The organism is Sphingobium phenoxybenzoativorans (assembly GCF_001757355.1).
GTDB lineage: Bacteria > Pseudomonadota > Alphaproteobacteria > Sphingomonadales > Sphingomonadaceae > Sphingobium > Sphingobium phenoxybenzoativorans.
Genome location: NZ_MINO01000002.1, coordinates 40,250 through 61,565 on the forward strand (window position 1 = coordinate 40,250; position 21,316 = coordinate 61,565).

The following is a 21,316-nucleotide window of genomic DNA, read 5'->3' on the forward strand; positions in this document are numbered from 1 at the left end:
TGGCGGATTTCCGAGAATCCGCCGGCTGCCACCTTCCCAAATGATACCGGCCTGTGGCGCCAGTTTGCGCCGCCTTAATCACCAAAAATGCCACCACACCACGACTCTCCAAGCATGGGGGTGACAATTCCGGCAACCTTATGCGACAAGGCTTTAATATTTTCCAGCCATTCGAAAGGCTTTCCGCACAAAAATGCCCGCCGCGCCCACACCGGAGATGCAGCCTTCCAGTCCGCCGGTCGAGCGCACGCCCGCCTATGACCGTTATGGTCCCGATATGCCGCGCAGCCCGGTGGTCATTTCCGTGCCCCATGCCGGGCGTAACTATACGCCGACATTGCTGGCCAATGCGCGATGCGGCGTCGCGGGCCTGCGGCGGCTGGAGGATCGTTATGCGGACCTGCTCGCCCATCGGCTGATCGCGCTGGGATATAGCGTGATGATCGCCCGGACGCCGCGCGCCGTTATCGACCTCAATCGCGACGAGCGGGAGATTGACCCGGCGATGGTGCGCGGCCTGCCCCGGAATCAGCCGCTGATGACCAGCGCCAAGATGCGTGGCGGGCTGGGCCTGGTGCCCCGGCGGCTGCAGGGTATTGGCGACCTGTGGACGCTGCCTGTCGACTGGGTGGAGCTTTCCGGGCGGATCGCGTTTCTTCATCGGCCTTATCATGAGGCGCTGGCGGGCATGATGCGCCGCGCCCGCGACGCGCATGGCCACGCCATATTGCTGGACATCCATTCGATGCCGCCGCTCACCACCGGGGTCAGGCCACCGGGCATCGTTCTGGGCGACCGGTTCGGGCGCAGCGCGTCGACTCGCCTGGTGGCGCTGGCGGCCGACCTTTGCGAAGGGCATGGGATGGCGAGCGCGCAGAACCATCCCTATCCGGGGAATTACCTGCTGGAGCGGCATGGAAAGCCCGAAGCGGGGTTCCATGCCCTGCAGGTGGAGGTTGACCGGAGCCTGTACCTCGACACCGCCCTTGACCGGCCGGGACATGGCCTTGCGCGCATGCAGGGCGTGATGGTGGAGCTTGCCGAGGCGCTGGGCATCGAGTTGCCCGGAGCCTTTGCCCAGGCGGCGGAGTAAGGGGTAGGCAAAGCGCCGCCGGGTTCCCATCCATAAAAAACCACCCCATGCAAGCATGGGGTGGCCAAGGTTCAGGGAGGAGACGTCTCCAAAGGGGGAGACGCCCATGCAACACACCCGAAAGGGGGGCAGGTGCGTTGCAATTCAGGATTTAAGATAGAGTCCCTCCGGTTTCAAGCACCGAAAGGACTATTCCGGTTGGGTTTGTGCGAATTAATCGCACAAACCCCTTGAAAGCTTAGGCTTCCGCCGGTTGTGACAGGACCGTAACATCAGGCATTTTGCCCTGTTCGATCTGTTGCTGGAACAATTCGCGCATCAATTGCAGCGAAAACAGGTGGGCGTGAAGCAGCGGCAGCATGCCATTCTGCATGATCTTGCGAAGCTGATCGCCGCGCATGTCGCGCAGCTTTTCCTCATTGACCATCTGGAAACCGCGATAGACGAAGGGCTGTTCACGGTCAGGCGCCTGAATGCTGACCTCGCCTTCCATCAGCAGGTCCAGCTCCTTCAGATCCTTGACGAACTGGCCGGTGCGCTGCGCCGCCTGCTCAAACTCCTCACAGAAGCTGAGGATGTTCTTGGTGACTTCGGAGGGCTGGCCGTCCTCGATCAGCCTGTCGCCATCGGGATAATCGCCGATCAGCTCGCTGGTGGGATCGAAGCAGAGCGACATTTCATCGCTGTCCGGACGCAGCTTCGCCAGCAGCCAGGGGTAGCGGCGGACATAGGCGGGAACATAGGCGCGGCCGCGCAGACGGCCGTCATCCTCGAGGAAGATGTTGACGCCTTCGTTCAGACCCATCAGCGCCAGAGGCACAGGGTCCGGGCCGGACGAAAAGATGATCGGCAGGAAGCGCTGCGCCACAACAAATTCATCGACGGTCAACGGCACGGCATGCTGGGACGCCAGGAAGGGCGCGCTGTCGGCGGCGCGGGTGCGGTAATCGGCATGATCCTGGCTGTTGAGCGGGATCAGGTCGTTGTAGAAAATCGGCAGCGAATTGCTGGGCGCACTGGCCATCGTGAAACTCCGTAGGGCGAAGGCGCCATTGCGCCAAGGATAGATGGGGTCAGGGCAGTAAAGGCAGGATAAGGGAAACTCAATCGCTTTGTCGCCGGGGCGATTTGTTACCGGGGTGGGGCAGGATTGCGGGCCGCATATCCGCTTTTCGCGTCCGCTCTGTTGCCCGGTCTTTCCCCTGCCTTGCTGCTCCCTATCTTATACCCCGATCAGGTTCCATTCATCGGCCGATGCCCTATATCCGCGTCCCATGCCTTTCAATCGCCGCGAAATCCTGGTCGGCGCCGCTTCCGGCGCCTTTTTGTTGGGGCATGCCGGCCGTGCGCTGGCGGCCGATGATGTTGCGCGCGTCGACGCCCTGATCGCCCGCATGACGGTGGAGGAGAAGGCGGGGCAGATGAGCTGCTTCGCGGACAGCTTCCGTCCCTTCAACCAGCCCAACCCGCAGGTTGGCATTCAGGATGAGCGGCGGCTGGCGGCGGAAATCCGCAAGGGGCATGTCGGCTGCCTGTTCAATGGCATCGGTGTGGAGGGCGCGCGCCGGGCGCAGGACATCGCCGTCAAGGAAACCCGAATGGGCATACCCATCCTGTTCGCGGGTGATGTGATCCACGGCCTGCGCACCATCTTCCCGGTGCCCCTTGCGGAGGCGGCGAGTTTCGATCCTTCTCTTGCCGAAAAGACGGCGCGCGCTGCCGCCGAGGAAGCGACCGCCGCCGGGCTTCACCTGACCTTCGCGCCGATGGTCGATGTCGCGCGTGATCAGCGGTGGGGCCGAGTGGTCGAGGGATCGGGAGAGGACGTCTATCTCGGCCAGTTGTTCGCGGCCGCCCGCGTGCGCGGCTTTCAGGGGAGGAACCTGCGGCGCGACGACAGCCTGCTCGCCTGCGCCAAGCATTTCCTGGCCTATGGTGCGGTCGCGGCGGGGCTGGAATATGGCAATGTCGATATTTCCGACGAAAGCCTGCGCGAGACGCATTTGCCGCCCTTCACCGCGTCGATCGATGCCGGGGTGATGTCCGTCATGGCGGCGTTCAACGAGATTAACGGCGTGCCCGCGACGGCCGACGGAACGCTGCTGACCGACATGCTGCGTACGGAACTGGGTTTCCGGGGTTTTGTCTTTTCCGACTACACCGCCGACGAGGAACTGGTGGCGCACGGCTACGCCGCCGATGATCGGGAAGCGACGCGCCTCGCCGTGCTGGCCGGGGTGGACATGAGCATGCAGAGCGGCCTCTACATCCGCTATCTGCCCGAACTGGTGCAGTCCGGCGCGGTGCCGGTGGAGACGTTGGACGTCGCGGTGCGCCGAATCCTCTATGTGAAGACAGCGATCGGCCTGCTGGACAATCCCTATCGCTCGCTGGACCCCAAGGCGGCCGTCGCACGCATCGGCACCAGCGACAAGAGGGCGCTGGCGCGGGAAGCGGCGGCGCGGTCCATCGTGCTGCTCCAGAATGACGGCATCCTGCCGTTGGCACGCGACGGCGCCAGCCGGATCGCGCTGATCGGCCCATTCGCGGAGGACAGGGACAATCTGCTCGGTCCCTGGGCCTTCTATGGCGACAGGACGCAGGTGGTGGATGTCGCGTCGGGCATTCGCGCAGCGCTGGCCGACCCGTCGCGCTTGTCGATATCGCGTGGGTGCGAGGTCGAAACCATCCTGCCCGATGGCATCGCCAAGGCGGTAGAGGCGGCGAAGGCGGCAGATGTCGTCATCCTGACGCTGGGCGAGGGGCAGGACATGTCCGGAGAAGCGCAGTCGCGCACGACGATCGAGGTTCCGCCGGTGCAGCAGGCGCTGGCCGACGCCATTGCCGCCACCGGCAAGCCGACCATCATCCTGCTGCGCCACGGACGGGCGCTGGCTCTGCATGACACGGTCGCCAACGCCTCGGCGATCCTGGCGACATGGTTTCTGGGCAGCGAGACGGGCAACGGCATTGCCGATGTGCTGTTCGGCGCGGTCAACCCATCGGCCAAGCTGCCGGTCAGCTTCCCTTGGGAATCGGGACAGGAGCCTTTCTTCTACGACCGCAAGAGCACCGGCCGGCCGATGGTGAGCGGCGGCAATGCCGAATATAAGGCGCGTTTCCGTACGACAGACAACAGCGCCCGTTTCCCCTTCGGCCATGGCCTGAGTTATGCGCAGATGACGTTGTCCGACCTGAAGCTCAGCGACACGGCGCTGCGATGGGACGGCGCGATCGAGGTGCGGGCGCGGTTGACCAACGAAGGGTCCGTGACCGGCAGCGAGGTCGTGCAGCTCTATATCCGCGACAAGGTGGCGAGCCGCACCCGCCCGATCCGGGAATTGAAGGGCGTGCGCCGCTATACGCTCGCGCCGGGCGAGAGCGCGGAGGTGCGCTTCTCCCTGTCCCGCAAGAATCTGGAATTTGTGGGGCGGGGTAGCAAGACGATTGCGGAGCCGGGTGATTTCGACGTCTGGTTGGGGCAATCTTCAGCCAATGGTCTGCACGCGACTTTCACGCTTTACGCCGCGGAGCAGAAGCGGGGGTAAGGCATATATCGAGTTACGCACGCCCTCCGTTCGCTTTGAGCGCAGTCGAGAAGTGGGTGCGCAAGGCTTCTCGACTGCGCTCGAAGCGAACGGAGGTGGGTTTGCAAGATCGGGTTTGGTTAACGGTATGGCGGAGGTGATCGATGGCGCAATCGCGCAAATCGGTCTATCTAGGCCGCAATCAGGGAGGATGATGCGATGCGGATCACGATTCGGATGAAGGCCCTTGGCGCCGTGGCGGCCGTGCTGGTGACCGGTGCGCCGGCAATGGCCCAATATGGCGGCGCAGGCCCCGATGGCGGCAGCGGCATCCGTACGCGGGACGCGGTAAACGCGGCGATCCTGAGCGATGTATCCAGCGACCGGCAGGCCGAGCGGGAAGCCAAGCGGACGCCTTATGCCTCGCCGGGCTATGGCTCCATCCGCACGGCGAAGCAGGCGGCCGATGCCTGTGGCGCGGACGCGGTGAGCGAGGCTGGCCGGGGATCGAAACTGATCGGCAAGCCCCTGGCGCGCACGATGGCGACGGGCTGGGAGGTCGAGGGCCATGTGGATACGGGCGACGGACATGTGCCCTTTGTCTGTTCGGTGCGGAATGGGTCGGTCAGCGGGATTTTGTTGAAGTAGGGCGGGGTAAGTTCCCGACAATCCGTTTGCCCTGAGCCTGTCGAAGGGCTGTCCTTCTTTGGCTTCAGGCCGCAGCGTGCTCCTGCGAAGGCAGGAGCCCAGTCCCTCGCTCCGAACTGGGCTCCTGCTTTCGCAGGAGCACGCTGCGTTTTCGGCTAAGAAGGACAGCCCCCTTCGACTGCCTGCTTGTAGCAGTTGCTCAGGTTCGAACGAGGCACGTGACTCGTTCGAAGCTTCGACAGGCTCAGCCCGAACGGATTGTTATGACGCGCTGACCTGACGCTCAGCCCGCGATGTCGGTGTCCAGCGCATAGCCAGCCGAGCGGACGGTGCGGATGATGTCCTGGCCGCCCTGGGCGTTGATCGCCTTGCGCAGACGGCGGATGTGAACGTCCACGGTGCGCAGTTCGATGTCGCTGTCCTGACCCCAGACGCTGTCGAGCAACCGTTCGCGGGAAAATACCCAGCCCGGATGCTCCAGGAAATGCTTGAGCAGGCGGAATTCCGTGGGGCCGAGCGAAACGGTCTGTCCGGCGCGGCGGACCTTGTGCCCGACCGTATCCATCTCGACATCGGCAAAGGATAGCGTTTCGCCAGCGAGCGCAGGGCGCACGCGGCGCAGCACGGCGCCTACGCGGGCGACCAGTTCGCGCGGAGAGAAGGGCTTGGTAACATAATCGTCGGCGCCGGTTTCCAGCCCGCGCACCCGGTCCTCCTCCTCGCCGCGCGCGGTGAGCATGATGATGGGGACGTTCGCCGTGCCGTTCATGCGGCGCAGGCGGCGGCATACCTCTATGCCGGACAGGCTTTCGACCATCCAGTCGAGCAGGACGATGTCGGGCGTGTCCTCCTGCGCCAGGATCAGCGCCTCCTCACCGTCGACGGTATGGGCGACATCGAAGTCCTCCCGCTTGAAATGCCAGATCAGAAGCTCTGCGAGCGCCGCATCATCTTCCACCAGCAACATCTTGGCGCGTGCCATGCGATATTCCTCAGCTTATCTCAGTGGTATCGCCGCGCTCACGATCGGGCAGATACTGGCCCGTGGCGGCATAGTAGACCATCTCCGCGACATTGGTCGCATGGTCGCCGATCCGTTCGATATTCTTGGCGATGAACAGCAGGTGCGCGCATTCAGTGATCGTCTTGGGATTTTCCACCATGAACGTCACCAGCGTACGGAAGATGCTGTTGTAGAAATCGTCGACCACCGTATCGCGGTTGACGACGGCCAGCGCCAGATCAGCATCGCGCGCGGAAAAGGCGTTGAGCGCGTCATGCACCATCTCGCCCGCGATCTGCGCCATCGACGGCAGCAGCGATACGGGCTCCAGCGTGCGCTTGTTGACCGCGACCAGCGGAACCCGCTTGGCGATGTTCTTGGCATAGTCGCCGATGCGCTCCACCACGCCGACGATCTTGAGCGCGGCGATCACTTCGCGCAGGTCATTCGCCATAGGGGCGCGCAGCGCAATGGTCTGGATGGCGAGCTTTTCGACCTCCGATTCCAGTTCGTCGATCCGCTGGTCGCCGGCAACGACCTGCGCCGCCAGCTTCTTGTCCTCGCGCACGAGGGCGATCATCGCATCTTCGAGCGCGGATTCCGCGCGGCCGCCCATTTCGGCGATCAGGCCGCGGAGCTTGTCGATATCCTCGTCGAATGCCTTGACGGTATGTTCAGCCATAATCTGTTCCTCTCGCCGTTAGCCGTAGCGCCCGGTGATATAATCCTTCGTCCGTTCCTGACGCGGATTGGTGAAGATATCGGAAGTCACCCCATATTCGACCAGAGTGCCGAGGTGGAAAAAGGCGGTGCGTTGCGACACGCGCGCAGCCTGCTGCATATTATGGGTGACGATAACGATGGCGTAGCGGCCGCGCAGTTCGTGGATCAGCTCCTCGATCTTGGCGGTGGCGATGGGGTCCAGCGCCGAGCAGGGTTCATCCATCAGGATGACTTCCGGCTCGACCGCGATGGCGCGGCCGATGCACAGGCGCTGCTGCTGGCCGCCGGACAGTGCGGTGCCGCTGTCATGCAGGCGGTCCTTCACCTCGTCCCACAGGCCTGCGCGACGCAGCGATTTTTCGACGATCACGTCCATATCGGCCTTGGCGCTGGCGAGGCCGTGGATGCGCGGGCCGTAGGCGATATTCTCGTAGATCGACTTCGGGAAGGGGTTCGGCTTCTGGAACACCATGCCGACGCGGGCGCGCAGTTGCACCACGTCCATCGACGGCGAGTAGATATTGTCGCCGTCCAGCGTGATCTCGCCCTCGACCCGAGCACTGGCGACCGTGTCGTTCATGCGGTTCATGGTCCGCAGGAAAGTGGACTTGCCGCAGCCCGACGGACCGATGAAGGCGGTCACATTGTCCATGTCGACATCGATCGACACCTGCTTGATCGCCTGCTTCTGCCCGTAAAAGACGTTGACGTCGCGCGCCGTCATCTTCGGGTTGTTTGGCTTGAGCGCCTCTTGTTCCGGGGTCAGCATAGGGGTGTCACCAGCGCTTTTCGAATTTGTTGCGAAGATAGATGGCCAACCCGTTCATCGCGAGCAGGAAAGCCAGAAGGACGATGATCGCCGCCGAGGTCTTTTCGACGAAGCCCTTGGAGACTTCATCGGACCAGAGGAAGATCTGCACCGGCAGCACGGTGGCGGGATCGGTCACGCCGCCCGGCGGCGTCGCGATGAAGGCGCGCATGCCGATCATCAGCAGCGGCGCCGTTTCGCCGAGCGCGCGCGCCATGCCGATGATCGTGCCGGTCAGGATGCCGGGCAGGGCGAGCGGCAGGACATGGTGGAACACCACCTGCACGGGGCTTGCGCCGACGCCGAGCGCTGCGTCGCGGATGCTGGGCGGCACCGCCTTGATGGCGTTGCGCCCGGCGATGACGATGACGGGCATGGTCATCAGCGCCAGCGTCATGCCGCCGACCAGCGCGGCCGAGCGCGGGAAGTCGAGCAGGTTGAGGAAGATGGACAGGCCAAGCAGGCCGAAGATGATCGAGGGCACCGCCGCCAGATTATTGATCGACACCTCGATAATGTCGGTCCACCAGGTCTTTGGCGCATATTCTTCAAGGTAGAGCGCCGTCGCGACGCCCACTGGGAAACTGAGCGCCAATGTCACCAGCATGGTAAGCAGCGATCCTTTGAACGCGCCCCAGATGCCGACCTGCGTCGGATCGGTGGCGTCGCTGGCGGTCAGGAAGGATGCGTTGAAGCCCGTAGAAACGGCATTTGCCTGAGCCAGTTTCGCATAGGCGGCTTCGGCCTCCGGCGAACCCTTGCTCTTTGCGGCGAGGTCGATGGCGGTGGAGGAGGGGAGGGCAAGCGTTTCCTTTTTGCCCAGGATCGACGGGTCCGCCTTGATCGCGTCGCGCACGGTCAGCCAGGCGTTGGGCGAAAGCAACTCGTCTCCCTTCGGTCCGAATGCGGCGATGGCCGCAAGGTTCGTGACGTTGGGCAAACCGGCATTGGCGAGCGCCTGGTCCGCATTCGCGCCCTTCAGCGTTGCCGGGTCGACAACCATGGGCGCGGTGCTGAAGTCGATGGGCACGAGGATTTCAGTGCGGGTGAAACCGCGGATGCCGTTGCCGACCATGCTGATCAGCAGGAAAGCCAGGAAGCCGGCGGACACCAGCACTGCGGCAAGGCCAAGCAGGCGGAAGCGCCGTTCCGCGCCATAGCGGCGCGCGATGCGGCGGCGCATGACATCCGACTTCCAATCGGTCGGGTTTCGTGTCGTCATGATACCAGCCTCCGTTCACCCTGAGCGAAGTCGAAGGGGTCTCCTGAACGAAGTGAAGGCACTTCGCTTCGCTCAGGGGAGGGCTTCGACAAGCTCAGCCCGAACGGTTTCCTACTATCGGGGCTCATTCGTAGGCCTCCCGGTATTTCTTCACGACCCGCAGCGCGACGATGTTGAGCAGCAGGGTGACGATGAACAGCACCAGGCCAAGCGCGAAGGCGGCGAGCGTCTTGGCGCTGTCAAACTCCTGATCGCCGGTGAGGAGCTGGACGATCTGGGTGGTGACCGTGGTCACGCTGGAGAAGGGATTGAGGGTCAGATTTGCGGCAAGGCCCGCGGCCATCACCACGATCATGGTTTCGCCGATCGCGCGGCTGACGGCCAGCAGTACGCCGCCGACAACGCCGGGAAGGGCGGCGGGGATGAGCACGCGCTTGATCGTCTCGCTGGTGGTCGCGCCCATCGCCAGGCTGCCGTCGCGCATCGCCTGCGGTACGGCGGCGATGCTGTCGTCGGCCATGGAGGAGACGAAGGGAATGATCATCACGCCCATGACCAGGCCCGCCGCCAGCGCGCTTTCCGACGATGCGCCGTGAATGCCGACGCCGACGGCCAGATCGCGTAGGGCCGGCGCAATGGTGAGCGCGGCGAAATAGCCATAGACCACGGTCGGAACACCGGCCAGCACCTCAAGGATCGGCTTCATCCACTTGCGGGTAGTGGAACTGGCATATTGGGTGAGGTAGATCGCGCTCATCAGACCCAGCGGGATGGCGACCGCCATGGCGATGATCGCGCCGATGAAGATCGTACCCCAGAAAAGCGGCACGGCCCCGAACGCATCATCATTGCCATAGCCAAGCGCCGCCGACTGCGGACTCCATTTGGTGCCGAACAGGAAGTCGATCGGGTTCACCATCGAGAAGAAGCGCAGCGATTCCCACAACAGCGAGGCGACGATACCGACCGTGGTGATGATGGCGATCAGCGAAGCGAGCAGCAGCGTGCCCATGACCAGCCGCTCGACACGGGTGCGGGCGCGGAAGTCCGTCCGCATGCGTGTAAAGGCGTAGGCGGCCCCGGCGAAGGCCAGGATCAGCGAGAGGATCACGCCGCCGGTGGCGAAACGCGACTGCGCGTCACGGTAAGGCTGCACCAGCGGCTGGGCGAGGGGATTGAAGGCGGCCGCCTGCTTGCCTTGTGCGATGGCGCGCGCCTCGGCCAGGATCGCGCCGCGCGAGAAGGAGTCTTCAGGCAGCGCGCTCGCCGCCGGATTTTCCAGGACGCTGCCAGTCACCAGACCCGGCATCACATTGGTCCATACCGCCAGGAACAGGCAGGCGGGGAGCAGCGCCCATAGGGCGACATACCAGCCATGATAGGATGGCAGGCTGTGCATCGCGCCCTTCGGGGCCGCCGTCTGCAGGCGCGTCGCCCGTGCGCGGGCAACGACCCACGCGACGACGGCGAGCCCCAGCAGGAGCATGAAAATGGCTGGACCTGTCACGCGGCGACCCTGTTCTGTTTTCCGGTAGGCACGCGGCTTATTTCAGGCTTGCGCCGTCCAGCACGGTCAGGTTCTTCACGGCCTCGGCGCTCGCCTTGCGCACATCGTCCGGCGAGGCAACCATGCCGCGCTTGGTCAGGTAACCGCCCGGCTCCCATCCCGCCGCGAAGGCTTCCAGATAGGCTTTCAGGCCCGGAATGGCGGCGATATGCGCCTTCTTCACATAGATGTAGAGCGGACGCGCGCCCGGATACTGGCCGGTCGACACGGTTTCGTACGTCGCCTGCACACCGTTCAGCGGAATATCGTTCAGCGTGTCCTTGTTTTCCTCAAGGAAGCTGTAGCCGAAGATGCCGACGGCATTGGGATTGGCGCCCAGCTTCTGCACGATCAGATTGTCGTTCTCGCCAGAGTCGACATATTTGCCGTCCTCGCGGACGCGGGTGCAGGTCGCTTTGAACTCATCCTCATTCTTCTTTTTCAGCTCTTCCATCGCCGGGTCGCTCTCGCAGCCCTTGGTCAGGACCAGCTCGGCAAGCGAATCGCGGGTGCCGCTGGTGGATGGCGGGCCGAATACGGAGATGGGGATCGCAGGAAGCGACGGATCAACATCTTTCCACGTTTCGGTCTTGTTCTTGCCCTTGCCGAACGGATTATCGGCCAGCGCCTTGTAGATCATCACCGGCGTCAGCTTCATGCCGGGGCCTTTTTTCGATTCGGCGAAAGCGAGGCCGTCAACGCCGACCTGGATCTCGATGATCTCCTTGACGCCATTCTTCTGGCACAGCTCGAACTCGCTTTTCTTGATGCGGCGCGATGCGTCCTCAATGTCGGGATATTGCGCGCCGACGCCAGCGCAGAACAGCTTCATGCCGCCGCCCGTGCCGGTCGATTCGATGATCGGCGACTTCATGCCCGGATTGGCGTTCACGAATTGCTCCGCAACCGCGGTCGCGAACGGATAGACGGTGGACGATCCAACCGCGCGAATCTGATCGCGGGCGCTGCCGGAACCGCCGCCGCCAGCCTGATCTCCACAGGCAGAAAGCGAAAGGGCGGCGACGCCGATCAGAAGCGAATATTTCACCGGAATTCTCCTTGCGTTGGCCCATATGGTGCCTGGCTTGGCGCGGCCCTAGCGGCGCTTCATCGCGCCAGTGTGACAGTTCGGTTTCATTTTCATGACAATGGCCAAGGAAGCCATTGCGATCACAAAATTCAGTCCTCGCTGTCCGCGACTGGCAGCAGGATCGTCACGGTCGTGCCTTTCCCCATGACGCTGGCGATGTCGAGGCGGCCGCGGTGCCGCTCCACGACATGTTTGACGATGGCGAGTCCAAGGCCTGTGCCGCCCATCGCCCGGCTGCGGCCCGAATCGACGCGATAGAAGCGCTCGGTGAGGCGGGGCAGGTGATCGGGCGCAATGCCTTCTCCCTCATCCGCGACAGTCAGGCGGACCATATGCGCGCTGCCCTGCGACAGTCCGACGGTGATTGGCGTTCCGGGGCGGCCATATTTGACGGCATTGCCCACCAGATTGTGCAGAAGCTGCGAAATCTGCGCCCGGTCGCCAAGGATCGCGCGGACATTGGGGTCGATGACGGCAACGACATCCTGCCCGCGTTCGCCATGGCTCTGACGATAGACATCGGCGACTTCGGCGATCAGCCCGCCAAGGTCCACTGCGGAATCAGGCGGACGATATTTCTCCGCCTCGATGCGGGAGAGCGACATGAGATCATCGACGAGACGCTGCATCCGCCGCGCCTCGCCCTCCATGATCTTCAGGAATCGCCCGCGCGTTTCCTCGTCCGCGCCGGTGGCGGGGTCGGACAGCGTTTCGACGAAACCCAGGATTGCGGCGAGGGGCGTGCGCAGTTCGTGGCTGGCGTTGGCGACGAAATCGACGCGCATTTTTTCCGCCGCATGGGTGCCCGACCGGTCGCTCAAGTGGACAAGCCTGCGCGCCTCTCCGGGGTCGCTGGCGAGGGGAGCGATGCGCATTTCCCAATGCTGTTCCCGCGTGCCCAGCCCGACCAGATTGATCGCCACGGGTTCGGCCATCGGCGCAGTGCTGGCCAGCCGTTCCGCCGCAGCGGGATGGCGGATGGCGATGCGCACATCCTCCCCGACGATATGCGCGCCGAGCAGGCGAAGGGCGGCGCGGTTGGCGCGCACCACCTTGCCCCTTGAGGACACCAGCATCGGTTCCGACACCGCTTCCAGCAGCCCGTCAAAGTCCGGATTGCGCAATATGTCGTCATGGACCGGCGCAGGTTCGCCTATCACGGCGGCGGTCGGCGGCGGCGCCCTGTCCGCCAGCACGACCATCGCCAGCAGCCCTGCGGCGGCCGACACCAGCGCACCCTCCCATCCGCCGCCAGCCAGCAGCATGGTGGCGGCCGCGCCCGACAGGACGATGACCAATGCGACGGCGATCTGAGTGGAGGAAAGGCGATTCATGGTTATCGTCGTAGATTATTCAGGCTATTGCTGCGATGGCAATGGCGCAGGGCCTGTGTGAATTTACCGTCATGCAAGGGAATATGCGGATAGTGATCGGATGAGTGACGAAATCGACGGAAAGTCAGGCGGTGCGAACAACGCCTCCGCCGAGGGTGAAAGCCTCGCCACGCCGACCCGCCGCCGCCTGCTGATGGGTGGCGCGGTGGCCGCTTCGGCCGTCATATCGATCCGTCCGGCGCTTGCGAGCACGGCCGCATCCGTACTCAACTGCCGCATCCCGGTGCCCGACCCACCGCATTCCGGGCAGCATATCGCGCCTGACGGATCGCTGGTCCCCGCCGGAACCCAGGGCGCCGTGCCCGGCGCTGGACGTCCGTTCACGGGGGAGGAAGTGAAGGCGGCGCTGCGCGGCCGTCATCTTCCCGGCACCAGCTATGAACAAAATCAGGCCTATCTGAACTATATCCGCCGGTTGCAGTCGGGGACGAGCGGCTTCACCTGCTACGCATCCCTGCAGATGCCGCGCTGAGGATCGTTGCGGGCCAGGCAGGGATGGCGGAAAGCCGGTATCGCGCCGAACAGGGTGCCGACATCATCGTCCAACCGCTCGACGATGTAACCCTCATCTACCATCGCCGGTCCGGCCAGACGCATATCGTGGTCAGTCCCGTGCCGGAGATACTGGCGGCATTGGCGGAAGGCGAAGCGGATGTACCCGCCATTCTAACCCGTCTGGCGCGCGACTATGACCTGGACGATCCGGGCGAAGCGCGCGCAGGGATAGCGGCGCATCTGGACGAGCTTGTTTCGCTCGGTCTGGTGACTAGGATATGAAGCACCGGATCATGCTGCGGATCGGCCCTGCGTCCTTCCGCATAGGATCGGCATGGCGGCAGCCCATAGCCGATCTCGCCCGGCTCTATGCGGCCTATCCGCAGCCGGTGGACGGCGTCGCCGATTTTACCGTGCGGCTGGAGCCAACCCGGCCATGGCGGCGGTTCATCCGGCCTTCCGTCTTTATCGGCGGCGATCATATGCTTGCGGATGCAGCCCCCATGGCGCTGGCGCACGGCCTGCTGGCGGCGGAAATGGGCATGAACATGCAAATGGCGCTCGGCTGGCGCAGGCATGTGCTGCTCCATGCCTCATGCGTCGAAAAGGACGGCAAGGCGCTGGTTATGACCGGCGAGTCCGGATCGGGCAAGTCAACATTGGCGGCCCAGCTTGGAGAACGTGGCTGGCGGTTAATGGGCGACGAATTCGCGCTGCTGGAGCCGGAGACCGGCGGCGTGTTCGCTTTTCCCCGGCTGGTCAGCCTGAAGAATCAGGCCATCGGCGTCATGCAGCGGGAAGCGCCGGAAGGCCGGTTCGGCCCGTTGATGCGTGACACGCCGAAGGGGGATATCCGGCATCTGGCGCCCGGAGCAGAGGCGGTAGCGCGCATGGATGAGGGCGCGATGCCGGCCCTGCTGCTGTTTCCCCGGTTCGGATTCGCGCCTGACATAAGGGAGGTCGGGCAGGGCGAAGCCTTCATGCGGCTTACCCAGGCTTCCACAAATTATGTCACGCTGGGCGAGGCTGGATTTTCGGCGTTGACCCGTTTCGTAACCGGCGTTCCCGCGCGCGCCATCGATTTCGACAGTGGGGAGACGGCCATTGGCATGATCGACCGGCTCTGGGCGGAACTGGCATGAGTGGCGCGTTGCTGGTCGCGGTTCTCCGCAATCCTGCCGAGGCTGCCGATCTTGTTCCGGCTGAGTGGAATGCGCTGATCGCGGCCGCGCGGGCGGAAAGGCTGATCGGCACCCTGGCGGTGCTGCTCCAAGATATCGCCGTGCCCACATCCATCTCGCCGATCCTGACCGATGCGCGGGGCGAGGCCGAGCGCGAGAAGCGGCAGGCGCTTTGGGAGGCCGATCGCGCCGCCGCGGCGATGGCGTCATGCGGCGTGCCTGTCATCTTGCTGAAGGGGACGGCCTATGCCGCCGCCGGACTGCGCGCGGGGGAAGGGCGCTTCATCGGCGATCTCGATATTCTGGTGCCGCGCGACCGTTTGGCGGATGTGGAGGCCGCCATTCTGGGCGCGGGTTGGGAATGGGTGAAGCCGGACCCGTATGACGATGATTATTACCGCCGCTGGATGCATGAGTTGCCGCCGATGATCCACAAGGAGCGGGACCGGATGATCGATATCCATCATACCGTCCTCCCGCTGACCGCGCGGCAGACGCCGGACGCCGCGGCGATGATCGCCAATGCCATAGCCATCGGTCACGGCCTCCACATGCTTTCGGCCGAAGACCGGATATGCCACGCCGCCGCCCATTTGATCGCGGATGGCGACCTGGCCGGAGGATTGCGCAATCTCTGGGATATTCATTGCCTTTGCGGGGAAGCCGCCGCGGTAGATGAGGGTTTCTTTCTGTCGCTCTTTGAAAGGGCCGCTGCGCACGGCCTGACCGATCCGGTCTGGCGCGCGCTGCGCCTTGCGCATCGCCTCTACGCAACGCCGGTGACGGCCTACCGGTCGCCCATTTCGGTGGACTACAGCCTCCGCGGGGGCGACCGATTTTTCATCGCGCGCTTGCTGGCGCGGGATGGATGGGGGCGGGAAAGCCGGAAACTCCTGCGCTTCGCCTTTTTCGTGCGGTCGCACTGGCTGCGGATGCCGCCGATGATGCTTGCGCGGCACCTTTGGACGAAATGGCGAAAGGGCCATCGCCCCGCCTGACCTAGCGCATGGGGAGCCTCCGAAGAACTTAACCCATTATGGGTCAAGTAACTGATCTGGAGGGTATTTTTTCATATTCCGTTTACCGCGTACTGGCATCTCGCAAGGACAGTCGGGCGGGGTTCGGATAATGTTGCAGAAGTATGATCGCCTGTCATGGGTAGATCTTGCCAAAGGCATGGCGGTATTTCTGGTGGTCATGCACCATTCCAGCATTTATGAAAGATCGATATTTTCTCTGGGAATGGACAATGACCTTATTTGGTCAAAGGTTGAGCTTGTATTTTATAATATAAGAATGCCGCTATTCTTCCTGATTTCGGGATTTCTTGCTTCCGGTATCGCATCGCGCGGGAAGGATCAGCTTAAGCTGCGTTCCGCGCTGCCCCTGACTTATGCCTATCTCCTATGGTCTTTGATCCTGATGCAGATCGCGCCCAACTGGCCCGATGAGGGTATTGGGCAGGCGATTGGCTGGCGGCCGATTGCCGACATTGCGATGGGGAGCACGCTGGCCTGGTATCTGTGGGCTATCGTCCTGTCCTTCCTGCTGGCCTGGCTTATGCGCCGGCTGCCCGTTCCCGTCGCGCTTATCCTGTCGATCCTTCTGGGCGTGTTCCTGGAAACGCATGATCATGTGCTGGGTGGGCGCTTTCCCACGCTGGGAAGGCTGCTGCCCTTCTACATGATCGGCATTCGCTGCCCGGAGATGGTCCTGACGATCGTCCGCCGCCGCAAGTCCAGGGCGATCATCGTCGTGCTGTTCGCCTATATCATGCTGCATCGCTACTTCACGTCGATCTGGGCGGATTATGCCCGCGATCTGCTTGGGCTGGTGATCGGCCTGATGACCGCGGCGTGGGCCGCAAAGATAAGCCCGCGCCTGAGCGCCGCGATCGGGTGGCTGGGGCGGCGGACGCTGCCCGTCTATGTGATGCATTTCCCGATCGTTGCGATTCTGGGCGGGGCGTCCGTCCGCGCGCTAGGGTCTTTGAGCACGGCCCACCCGCTGGCGATAGTCTACACGCCGGCGCTTGCGGCCATAACCGTCGCCCTGTGCCTCGCCATCCATATCGGCCTGTTGCGCATGCGGTGCGGATGGTTGTTCACCATGCCGCGATGGAAACGGGCGCAGGTGCCGATCACGCCCCGAACGGCGGACAATCCGGCCTGATTTCTGCGCGCAATAGACGAAAGTATAGTGCAGCGCGCGCATTCACCTGCCACTTCTCATTGTTCGGTAAGCTTATTCCGGCCACTAAAGCGGAAAGGGAGCCGCCGAATGTCCGGCGCGAGCCGATGAGACGGGGAAGCATGGGTGCGGCAAGGAAATTCGCAGGCCGGGAAGGCATTCACCGCGATATGCGTCTTTCTGATCATCATCGGCGGTTGGGCGGGCTATCGCTATTACGCTATGCAGAAGCTCGCTTCGGCTCCTTTGCCGGATGGCGGCGGACGGCAGGGCCGGTGCGTGCTATGGTTTGTGGGCAGCTCCACCATCAATTACTGGACCTCGCTGGCGCAGGACATGGCCCCGTGGACGACGCATAATCGCGGGATCGCCGGCGCAGTATTCCCCCAGATCATCAGGCATTTCGAGGCGGATGAGAAGGTGCAGCCGCCAGAGGCGATCATGCTCTATGCGGGCGAGAACGACATCGCCAAGGGCAGCAATGCGGACAGGGAAATCGCCAATCTGAAAGCGTTTCTAGCCGTCAAGGATCGGAAATTTCCCCATACGCCGCTTTTCTTCATATCCACCAAGCCCAGCCCGACGCGCTGGGCGAGTTTTGCGGAACAGACCCGCTATAATAGCGCCGCGCGCGCATTGATCACCGCCCGCAAGGATGCGGCTTACGTCAATATCGTGCCGATGCTGCTGACAAGGGGCCGGCCCGGCAATTTCTATGTGGCTGATGGGGTGCACCTCAACCCGGAAGGATATAGGCGGGTGGCCGGCGTCATCCGGGGCGCTCTGGAAAGCGATCTGCCGGTCGAGAGGGTGCGGCAATGCCTGAGCGAACCGCTGGCGGGCCGCGACTGAGGCGCTGCTTCAGAATGAAGGACGGCGCTTTTCCCGGAAGGCGGCGACACCCTCGGCGAAGTCCGGCTTGGTGAAGGCGTCCCGGAACATCGCCAGCGTTTCGGCGTCGTCGTCCGTCTGCCCGTCAAGGATGCAGCGGATGATTGCCTTGGACGAGCGCACTGCATGCTGCGCATTTCCGGCGATTGTCTCAGCCAGCGCCATCGCCGCAGTCATCGGATCGACCGCCAGCTCATCCACCAGCCCGATCGTCAGTGCTTCCTCCGCCGATGCCAGCGCCCCGGTAAACAGGATGCGCTTGGCGCGCGCCGGGCCGACGAGATCGACCAGCAGCCTAGTATCGAACAGCGAATAGACGATGCCCAGTTTCGCTGGCGTGATGCCCAGCCGGGCGTCTGGCGATGCGATCCGCAGGTCGCAGGCGATGGCAAGGCCGCATCCGCCACCCACACAATCGCCATCTATCGCAGCAATCACCGGTTTCGGTGCATGGGCGAGGGCATATTGGCTGGCGCGGATCGCCGCCTGATTGGCGACGCGCCAGTCTTCCCCGCCGCTCTTTTCCGCAAACTCCCCGATGTCCGCGCCCGCGCAGAACATGCGGGGTGTGGCCGAAGCGAGAATGAGAACGCGCACCGCATCGTCCTCCATCGCCTCCCGCACCAGAACGGGCAGCAATTCCCACATCGCCTGATTCATGGCGTTGCGCCGTTCCGGCCGGTCGATCAGCAGCCGGGCGATCGCACCCTCCCGCTCCAGCCGCAGCGTCACGGCCGGGGCCAGCTTTCGAGCAGGGGCACCAACTCATCGAAATGGTCGATCACTGCGTCCGCGCCCAGATCCTCTATCGCGCCGTCGACGAAGCCGAAGCTGACCGCGATGCTGGGAATGCCTGCGTTGCGCGCGCCCGCAATGTCGTTGATCGTGTCGCCCAGGAAGATGCAGCGCCCGCCGCCCGCCCGTGCGATCATCGCTTGGATCGGGGCAGGGTCGGGCTTCGACACGCCCACTGTGTCCCCGCCCACGATTGACGCGAACCGGTCGGCAAGGCCGATCTGCTTCATCAGCGGCACGGTGAACCGCTCCGCCTTGTTGGTGCATATGGCGAGCTTCACTCCAGCCGACTCCAGAGCGTCCATCGCATCCAGCAGGCCGGGATAGGGGAGGGTGTGGATGGCGAGGTTCTGCTCATAATAGTCGAGCAGCACCGGGAGCGAGTCCGCCAGCATTTCGGCCGTGCATCCGCCGGATGCCGTCAGCGCCCGCTCCAGCATCACCTTGGCGCCCTTGCCGACAAAGGGCTTGATCTCCGTCACGGGGAAAGGCGGCCGGTCCAGCTTGCCGATGGCATAGTTCACGGCCGCTGCCAGGTCTCCGCTGGTGTCGAACAATGTTCCATCCAGGTCGAAGCCCACAATATCGAACGGGATAGGATCGAAAGGGATTTGCGCCATGCCGCCGCCCATGCCTTCAGCCCTGTGGCAAAGGCAAGCCAAACATGGCAGAGGGGCGGCATCTTTTTCCCGCCTTCGGGGCTTTATATCCGGGGGAATGGGCAGAACAGGAATGCATAAGTGACCTCTACCCCCAATCGTCCCCTTGCCATCGTCATCCTTGCCGCCGGGCAGGGCACGCGGATGAAATCGGCGCTGCACAAGGTGCTGCACCCGGTCGCCGGGCGGCCGATGCTGTTGCACCTGTTGGCGAGCGCCGCTGAGCTTGCCCCGGAACGGCAGGTGGTCGTCGTCGGCGCCGGGCGCGAACAGGTGGAGTCCGCAGTTGCGGGCATGGGCGTCGCCGTCGCCGTGCAGGAGCAGCAGCTCGGCACCGGGCATGCGGTTGCGCAGGCGCATGACGCGCTGGCCGGGTTCGCGGGCGATGTGCTGATCCTCTATGGTGATGTGCCGCTGGTCAGCACCGCGACGATGAAGGCCATGGTTGACCGCCTGAACCGGGGCGACGAGCCGCGCGCCGTTGTGCTGGGCTTCCGCCCCGCCGATGCCGCCGCCTATGGCCGGATCATCGCGGACGGGCAGGGCGTCATTCAGAAGATGGTGGAATTTAAGGATGCGAGCGAGGCCGAGCGCACCGTGACGCTCTGCAATTCGGGCCTGATGGCGGTGCGATCGACCGATCTGTTCGTGCTACTCGACAGCATTGGCAATGAGAATGCGGCGGGCGAATATTATCTGCCCGATATCGTCATGCTGCCGGGCGGACAGAGCGCGGTGATCGAGACGGACGCGATCGAGGTGGCCGGAGTCAACAGCCGCATCGAACTGGCGGGCGTCGAGGCGGCGTGGCAGGTGCAGCGGCGACTGGCGGCGATGCGCGACGGAGCGACGCTGGTCGCGCCGGATACGGTATTCTTCAGCCATGACACGGTGCTGGGCCGCGATGTCGTGGTGGAGCCGAATGTCGTGTTTGGTCCCGGCGTGACGGTGGAGGATGATGTCGTCATCCACGCCTTTTCCCATATCGAGGGGGCGACCGTGCGGACAGGTGCGGAAATCGGCCCCTATGCCCGGCTGCGGCCCGGCGCGGACATCGGCCGCAAGGCGAAGGTCGGCAACTTCGTCGAGATCAAGAAGGCGGTGCTGGGCGAAGGCGCGAAGGCCAATCACCTTTCCTATATCGGCGACGCCAGCGTCGGCGCGAACGCCAATATCGGCGCGGGCACGATCACCTGCAATTATGATGGCTTCCTGAAATATAAGACGGAAATCGGCGCGGGAGCGTTCATCGGCTCCAACAGCGCGCTGGTCGCGCCGGTGAAGGTCGGCGACGGTGCGATCGTCGGCGCGGGATCAGTGCTGACCAAGGATGTGGAGGGCGATGCGCTCGCCGTGGCGCGCGGCAAGCAGGCGGTGATCGCTGGCTGGGCGGCGAAATTCCGCGCAACGATGGCGGCGAAGAAGGCCGGGAAGTAGAGTATTTTCAAGCGGGTCGTGCGTCTTAATCCGTTCGGGCTGAGCTTGTCGAAGCCTTCTACTGAGCGCAGCGAAGTGCCTTCACTTCGTTCAGGCGTGCCCTTCGACTTCGCTCAGGGCGAACGGAGGGGTGTGGCGTGCTCCTGCGAAAGCAGGAGCCCAGTTCCACCGTTTGATGTGAACTCCTGCGTTGGCTTCGCCGCCCTTCGGGTTGCAGGAGCACGATCCTCTAGATCGCGGTAAAACCCTCCCCGAACCGTTTGTAATTGCCGTCCAAGGCCCTAGGATGCTCTCCCAATATAATAGGAGAGCGATATGATCGTGATGTTCGTCGGCGTCGATCGGGTCGAAACGGCAGTCAATGCCTCGCAGGTCACTTTCATCTCATCCGTTACGGACGGCACCCGCATCCGCTTTGGCGAGGGACGCAGCGTAACGGTGACGGAGCCGATCGCGGAGGTCGTCGAGACCCTGAACCGCACGATCCGCCCGCACGAATAGGGGCGGTTTCTCTCTCGCTTCCGTTCGTTTCGAGCTTGTCCGGGAACAGGCGCAGGCTTCTCGACTGTGCTCGAAGCGAACGCGGTTCAGGTTTTTCCCTACCGTAAGCGTGC

General features: G+C 63.6%; 21 protein-coding genes. 11 read left to right on the plus strand and 10 right to left on the minus strand.

Features of this window, described 5'->3' with window-relative positions; all coding sequences use genetic code 11:
* The first annotated feature begins 193 nt into the window (after nucleotides 1–193).
* On the plus strand, nucleotides 194–1,093 hold the full coding sequence (locus BHQ40_RS01610) for an N-formylglutamate amidohydrolase (protein ID WP_253183220.1): 900 nt from the start codon (nucleotides 194–196) through the stop codon (nucleotides 1,091–1,093).
* Nucleotides 1,094–1,331: 238 nt separating this feature from the next.
* On the opposite strand, the gene BHQ40_RS01615 is transcribed toward BHQ40_RS01610, so the two are convergent.
* Nucleotides 1,332–2,117: a SapC family protein gene (locus BHQ40_RS01615; RefSeq protein ID WP_070151510.1), complete on the minus strand. Its 786-nt coding sequence runs from the start codon at nucleotides 2,115–2,117 to the stop codon at nucleotides 1,332–1,334.
* A gap of 250 nt (nucleotides 2,118–2,367) precedes the next feature.
* Between BHQ40_RS01615 and BHQ40_RS01620 the strand changes: the two genes are divergently transcribed.
* Both BHQ40_RS01620 and BHQ40_RS01625 read left to right on the plus strand, forming a co-directional pair.
* Nucleotides 2,368–4,641 carry a glycoside hydrolase family 3 N-terminal domain-containing protein gene (locus BHQ40_RS01620; RefSeq protein ID WP_070151512.1) on the plus strand — a complete coding sequence of 758 codons (2,274 nt, stop codon included), beginning with the start codon at nucleotides 2,368–2,370 and terminating at the stop codon, nucleotides 4,639–4,641.
* 198 nt (nucleotides 4,642–4,839) lie between these two features.
* Nucleotides 4,840–5,268, plus strand: coding sequence for a hypothetical protein (locus BHQ40_RS01625; RefSeq protein ID WP_070151514.1), 429 nt, complete (start codon nucleotides 4,840–4,842; stop codon nucleotides 5,266–5,268).
* A 283-nt stretch (nucleotides 5,269–5,551) separates the two neighbouring features.
* On the opposite strand, the gene phoB is transcribed toward BHQ40_RS01625, so the two are convergent.
* The 7 genes from phoB to BHQ40_RS01660 all read right to left on the minus strand — a co-directional run bounded on the left by phoB (nucleotide 5,552) and on the right by BHQ40_RS01660 (nucleotide 12,994).
* Complete coding sequence (phoB, locus tag BHQ40_RS01630) at nucleotides 5,552–6,250, minus strand: phosphate regulon transcriptional regulator PhoB (protein ID WP_070151516.1); 699 nt, start codon at nucleotides 6,248–6,250, stop codon at nucleotides 5,552–5,554.
* 10 nt (nucleotides 6,251–6,260) lie between these two features.
* Nucleotides 6,261–6,953: a phosphate signaling complex protein PhoU gene (phoU, locus tag BHQ40_RS01635; RefSeq protein ID WP_070151518.1), complete on the minus strand. Its 693-nt coding sequence runs from the start codon at nucleotides 6,951–6,953 to the stop codon at nucleotides 6,261–6,263.
* An 18-nt stretch (nucleotides 6,954–6,971) separates the two neighbouring features.
* On the minus strand, nucleotides 6,972–7,763 hold the full coding sequence (gene pstB / locus BHQ40_RS01640) for a phosphate ABC transporter ATP-binding protein PstB (RefSeq protein WP_070151520.1): 792 nt from the start codon (nucleotides 7,761–7,763) through the stop codon (nucleotides 6,972–6,974).
* 7 nt (nucleotides 7,764–7,770) lie between these two features.
* Entirely contained in the window at nucleotides 7,771–9,024 is a 1,254-nt protein-coding gene (gene pstA, locus BHQ40_RS01645) for a phosphate ABC transporter permease PstA (protein ID WP_070151522.1), read from the minus strand.
* A gap of 124 nt (nucleotides 9,025–9,148) precedes the next feature.
* Nucleotides 9,149–10,531 carry a phosphate ABC transporter permease subunit PstC gene (pstC, locus tag BHQ40_RS01650; RefSeq protein ID WP_070151524.1) on the minus strand — a complete coding sequence of 461 codons (1,383 nt, stop codon included), beginning with the start codon at nucleotides 10,529–10,531 and terminating at the stop codon, nucleotides 9,149–9,151.
* A 37-nt stretch (nucleotides 10,532–10,568) separates the two neighbouring features.
* Nucleotides 10,569–11,618, minus strand: coding sequence for a substrate-binding domain-containing protein (locus tag BHQ40_RS01655; protein WP_070151526.1), 1,050 nt, complete (start codon nucleotides 11,616–11,618; stop codon nucleotides 10,569–10,571).
* Nucleotides 11,619–11,749: 131 nt separating this feature from the next.
* Nucleotides 11,750–12,994 carry an ATP-binding protein gene (locus BHQ40_RS01660; RefSeq protein WP_070151528.1) on the minus strand — a complete coding sequence of 415 codons (1,245 nt, stop codon included), beginning with the start codon at nucleotides 12,992–12,994 and terminating at the stop codon, nucleotides 11,750–11,752.
* Nucleotides 12,995–13,187: 193 nt separating this feature from the next.
* On the opposite strand from BHQ40_RS01660, the gene BHQ40_RS01665 reads away from it, so the two are divergent.
* From BHQ40_RS01665 to BHQ40_RS01690, 6 genes are all read left to right on the plus strand, one after another.
* Entirely contained in the window at nucleotides 13,188–13,526 is a 339-nt protein-coding gene (locus BHQ40_RS01665) for a hypothetical protein (protein ID WP_246525025.1), read from the plus strand.
* Nucleotides 13,527–13,549: 23 nt separating this feature from the next.
* On the plus strand, nucleotides 13,550–13,831 hold the full coding sequence (locus tag BHQ40_RS01670) for an HPr-rel-A system PqqD family peptide chaperone (protein WP_070151533.1): 282 nt from the start codon (nucleotides 13,550–13,552) through the stop codon (nucleotides 13,829–13,831).
* Nucleotides 13,828–14,691, plus strand: a complete 864-nt coding sequence (locus BHQ40_RS01675) for an HprK-related kinase A (RefSeq protein ID WP_070151535.1) — start codon at nucleotides 13,828–13,830, stop codon at nucleotides 14,689–14,691. The genes BHQ40_RS01670 and BHQ40_RS01675 overlap by 4 nt, the downstream gene beginning before the upstream one ends.
* Nucleotides 14,688–15,728: a nucleotidyltransferase domain-containing protein gene (locus tag BHQ40_RS01680; protein ID WP_070151538.1), complete on the plus strand. Its 1,041-nt coding sequence runs from the start codon at nucleotides 14,688–14,690 to the stop codon at nucleotides 15,726–15,728. The genes BHQ40_RS01675 and BHQ40_RS01680 overlap by 4 nt, the downstream gene beginning before the upstream one ends.
* A gap of 130 nt (nucleotides 15,729–15,858) precedes the next feature.
* Nucleotides 15,859–16,902, plus strand: coding sequence for an acyltransferase family protein (locus BHQ40_RS01685; RefSeq protein WP_070151540.1), 1,044 nt, complete (start codon nucleotides 15,859–15,861; stop codon nucleotides 16,900–16,902).
* Between the two features lie 144 nt (nucleotides 16,903–17,046).
* Nucleotides 17,047–17,772, plus strand: a complete 726-nt coding sequence (locus BHQ40_RS01690) for a GDSL-type esterase/lipase family protein (protein WP_070151542.1) — start codon at nucleotides 17,047–17,049, stop codon at nucleotides 17,770–17,772.
* Between the two features lie 9 nt (nucleotides 17,773–17,781).
* Here BHQ40_RS01690 and BHQ40_RS01695 read toward each other — a convergent pair whose 3' ends face one another.
* Together BHQ40_RS01695 and BHQ40_RS01700 are read right to left on the minus strand one after the other, a co-directional pair.
* Complete coding sequence (locus BHQ40_RS01695; RefSeq protein ID WP_070151544.1) at nucleotides 17,782–18,543, minus strand: enoyl-CoA hydratase/isomerase family protein; 762 nt, start codon at nucleotides 18,541–18,543, stop codon at nucleotides 17,782–17,784.
* Complete coding sequence (locus BHQ40_RS01700) at nucleotides 18,540–19,226, minus strand: HAD family hydrolase (RefSeq protein WP_070151793.1); 687 nt, start codon at nucleotides 19,224–19,226, stop codon at nucleotides 18,540–18,542. The genes BHQ40_RS01695 and BHQ40_RS01700 overlap by 4 nt, the downstream gene beginning before the upstream one ends.
* A 183-nt stretch (nucleotides 19,227–19,409) precedes the next feature.
* On the opposite strand from BHQ40_RS01700, the gene glmU reads away from it, so the two are divergent.
* Nucleotides 19,410–20,702, plus strand: coding sequence for a bifunctional UDP-N-acetylglucosamine diphosphorylase/glucosamine-1-phosphate N-acetyltransferase GlmU (glmU, locus tag BHQ40_RS01705; protein WP_070151795.1), 1,293 nt, complete (start codon nucleotides 19,410–19,412; stop codon nucleotides 20,700–20,702).
* A gap of 315 nt (nucleotides 20,703–21,017) precedes the next feature.
* The gene (locus BHQ40_RS01710) at nucleotides 21,018–21,203 is read left to right on the plus strand and encodes a hypothetical protein (RefSeq protein WP_070151546.1); all 186 of its coding nucleotides are present in this window, start codon (nucleotides 21,018–21,020) and stop codon (nucleotides 21,201–21,203) included.
* Nucleotides 21,204–21,316 lie beyond the last annotated feature (113 nt).